The following is a 3,511-nucleotide window of genomic DNA, read 5'->3' as shown; positions in this document are numbered from 1 at the left end:
CCCCAGAAGAGCTCGAACGTCAGTTTCTCTACTGGATCCTGCGCTTCGACGTGCCGCCGGGCACGCCGCTCAATGTCGCCGAACTTGCCCGACAGTTTCGGGTCAGCGTCCCCGGCCTGCAGGAATTTTTAGCGTCGCTCAGCCGGTTCGGCCTTGTCAAACGTCGACCTAAAAACGGATGGGAACTGGTTGGATTCACTTCTGATTTCGCGATCGAGCTTTCCGATTTCCGAATGATGATTGAGCTCAACGCGATTTCGCAGCTCATCGCGCTGCCCGACAGCCACCAGATTTGGCACAGGATAGAGGAGCTCGACGAGGCGCATCGCGCACTGGCAGCGGCAATAGATGAGCGCTTTCACGATTTTTCCCTGCTGGACGAGCGCTTTCATCTAACGATAGGCAGCATCACGCGCAATCGCTTCGTCGCCGAGTTCCAGAAGGTAATCTCATTGATTTTCCACTACCATTATCAGTGGGATAAGAAGGACGAACGCGAGCGTAATGCAGCCGCAATCGACGAACATCTGAGACTGATCGCGGCCCTGAAATCGCGCGACGAAGCCTCAGCACTCGCGGCCGCGCGCGATCACCTTCGCACATCGAAGCAGACCCTACTTTCCTCGCTGCGCATTCACGCCCTATCCTAGCGGGTCGAAGATGGCATCACCGCCCTCGGGCCACGGCGCATAGATCGCATCGAGATTGCGGATCAGGGAACGCGTTTACCCGGTCCCCAGGAGCACCGATGTGACCGCCGGGTGGGTCATCGCCTCCGGCATCGTGCGACAAGCGCCTCTTCTGCCGAGTGGTCAACTAGCGTGAGACGCCCAGCCAAAACACATCGAGTTCCGCCGCCACCATCACTTCCAGGCAAACCTCGTTCTCATTCACACCAAGGCCGAACGCGCCGATGCGGCCTGCTTGCTTCAGCCGTTGGAGCCGATGAATGCCGGTGGGCGGATCAAGTCTATATTGCGGTAGACCGTGGTGGCAGGCCGAGGGATTGGCAAATCCCTCATCCTACTAACCGCTACCAGCAGGTGAATCCACCATCGACGACAAGGTCGATGCCCGTGACGAACGACGAAGCGCGGCTCGAAAGGAATACGGCGGGACCGATCATTTCCTCAGGCGTCGCCAAGCGACCCATCGGCGTATCCCGCGCAAATATCTCCACCTGGTCGGCAACTTCAGGCCGACGATTCATGGGTGTYAGTGTGTATCCAGGACTAATCGAGTTGACCCGAACACCACGGCCAATCCACTCCATCGCCAGACTCTTGGAGAGATGAATGACAGCGGCCTTGGACGAATTATAATCTGCCTGCTTCAGGTCGCGGTTGACGATCGAGCCAGATATGGAAGCGACGTTGATAATGGACCCCTTCCTACGGGGCAGCATTACGCGCGCTTGAGCCTGGCAAGACAGGAAAACGCCCGTAACGTTAACGTCATAGACCCGCTGCCAGTTCTTCAGCTCCAGTGTCTCGGCTTCGCCGCCAGCGCCGATGCCTGCGTTGTTAACAGCAATGGTCAACGGGCCAAGCTGTTTCTCAATTCGTTCGATCGCCCCAGAAAGGTCCTTCGCTGAGACTACAGTACCTTCGAACGTCAAGGTCTTGCGGCCCAGAGCACGAATCTTTTCTGCGGTCTGGTCCAAACCACCGTTTGAGCGATGGCCAAAACAGGCGACATCAGCTCCAGCCTCAGCTATCCCAATTGCTATGGCCTGCCCAATGCCACTGCCCGCGCCAGTAACGATGGCCACTTCACCCTGCAGATCGAATAGTTTCATTTTTCGCTCCCTCGATAGTTGCTGGCCGAATATTATCTCTGCCAGTCCGGACGCAAAACTTTGCAGCTCAACGGCATTTCAACCAGTCCATCAAATCTCTTATCAGGAGCCGCGATGATTGCCTTGGTTGGGTCAATTCTCAAGTAGCGGAATGCCTGGTCCGTGATCGTGCTATGCGGCGAACCCCGTAGGGGGCGGCGAATTCCAAGCTTTTGATGGATCGAGCCCCAGACCTACCGCCAACGCCATAGAAAACTGATGAAAATCAACACTGTAGCCTTAGCTGTGTCTCTGGATCGAAGAGATCTCCAGGCCGCGGGATGATCGCCGTGCACTTCCCCGGGCGGGGGCCTGGATCTGTCACAAACAGCTTCATAACCTGAACGCGTCTAATTGCTATGAAGTCGGCAGCAGCAAGTTCGCCGGCGGTAGGCGATGGTGGCCRCGTAGGCATCTGATGACGCCATCGAGATAACCAGCGACCTCTAACCAATCAGGTTCCATGCCAAGGACCATCGCTTTCGCCGGGTACCAATTCCATCGGCCAGACCAAGTCAATGCTGTTCTGCGGATAATTACTCGCGAAAGCCGGCATGGTTGAAAGCAATGCTTCGGCTAACTTAATGCCGAGATCGCGGAGCGAAATCCGAAAACATGTGAGAGTGGGCGACAGGAAGCGACTTTGCGTGCTTTCGCGAAAACCAACGACGGCAATGTCCCGGCCGGGATGGATACCCGCTTCGTAGAAGCGCCGGTAAAGACCGATCGCCATGTTTTCATTCACCAGAATGACCGCGGTCGGCATCTGCTTCTGCGCCAGCATTGCGGTAGCAACCCGGTAACCGCCCTCTTCATTGCTGTTCGCCGGAAAAACAAGACCGGGATCGAAGCTGATGCCATTGGCGCTCAAAGCGCGTCTGTAACCTTCCACGAAAACGTAGCCAAGATTGATATCGCTCGCCGGTACGCCGATTGCAATTCGCTGATGACCGAATTTGAGCAGCCGGGTCACCGCGGTTGCCGCTACGCCTTCAAAGTCAAGATCGATCCAGGGATACTGGCCGCCCGTGGCGCTGCGCCCAAGCGTGACAAAGGGGATTTTCCGCTCGAGCAGGAATGTTATTCGCGGGTCATTGCGCATTGTCGCTGAAATAATCAATCCGTCGACGAACCGGCGTCCGACTATGCGATTGAGATAGGCACCGGGATCCTCGTCGGTTCCACACAGTAGAGCCACGAGATCGAGTTGATGCCGCCTGAATACGGATTGCACGCCTTCGAACACCGGCATGAAGAAGCTGCCGCCATTGTCGGCCGTTTCGATAGACGACTCGATCATGAAACCGATCGTGTTGGTGGTACCCTGTCGCAGGCTGCGGCCGGACTGGTTCGGGACATAGCCGAATTCTTTCGCGGCGAGGAGCACACGCTCGCGGGTTTCGGGATTGACGTCGGACTTGCCATTCAGCGCCCGCGAAACAGTCCCGATCGAAATATTTAGATGGCGGGCAAGGTCCCGAATACTCACACTTTTTTCTCCTTGGCGCGCTCGTTCTGAGGGCCGCCCCTCATAAAACACCGAAATGAGGGATTGACAAAAATAAAACTCCGATATGAAATCGTAAACGTTTACGGAAGCCATTTGCAATCGATTTCGTTGATTTTCGATGGTTTTCGTTGGGAGGAGAAAAAATGCAACGTGCCGTTTTAGTC

The 3,511-nt window shown here is 56.0% G+C and carries 3 protein-coding genes; 1 reads left to right on the top strand and 2 read right to left on the bottom strand.

Annotated features, from left to right (window positions below; genetic code table 11):
* The coding region (locus tag ACXJ5O_RS21900; protein ID WP_457301738.1) for a GntR family transcriptional regulator at positions 1-650 on the top strand (650 nt) is incomplete at its 5' end.
* Positions 651-1,033: 383 nt separating this feature from the next.
* Here ACXJ5O_RS21900 and ACXJ5O_RS21895 read toward each other — a convergent pair.
* Entirely contained in the window at positions 1,034-1,798 is a 765-nt protein-coding gene (locus ACXJ5O_RS21895) for an SDR family oxidoreductase (RefSeq protein ID WP_457301737.1), read from the bottom strand.
* 493 nt (positions 1,799-2,291) lie between these two features.
* Positions 2,292-3,326, bottom strand: coding sequence for a LacI family DNA-binding transcriptional regulator (locus tag ACXJ5O_RS21890; protein WP_457301736.1), 1,035 nt, complete (start codon positions 3,324-3,326; stop codon positions 2,292-2,294).
* Between the last annotated feature and the right edge of the window lie 185 nt (positions 3,327-3,511).

The sequence above is a fragment of the Phyllobacterium sp. P5_D12 genome (genome assembly GCF_054049495.1).
This window is presented reverse-complemented; position numbering and strand designations above follow the sequence as displayed.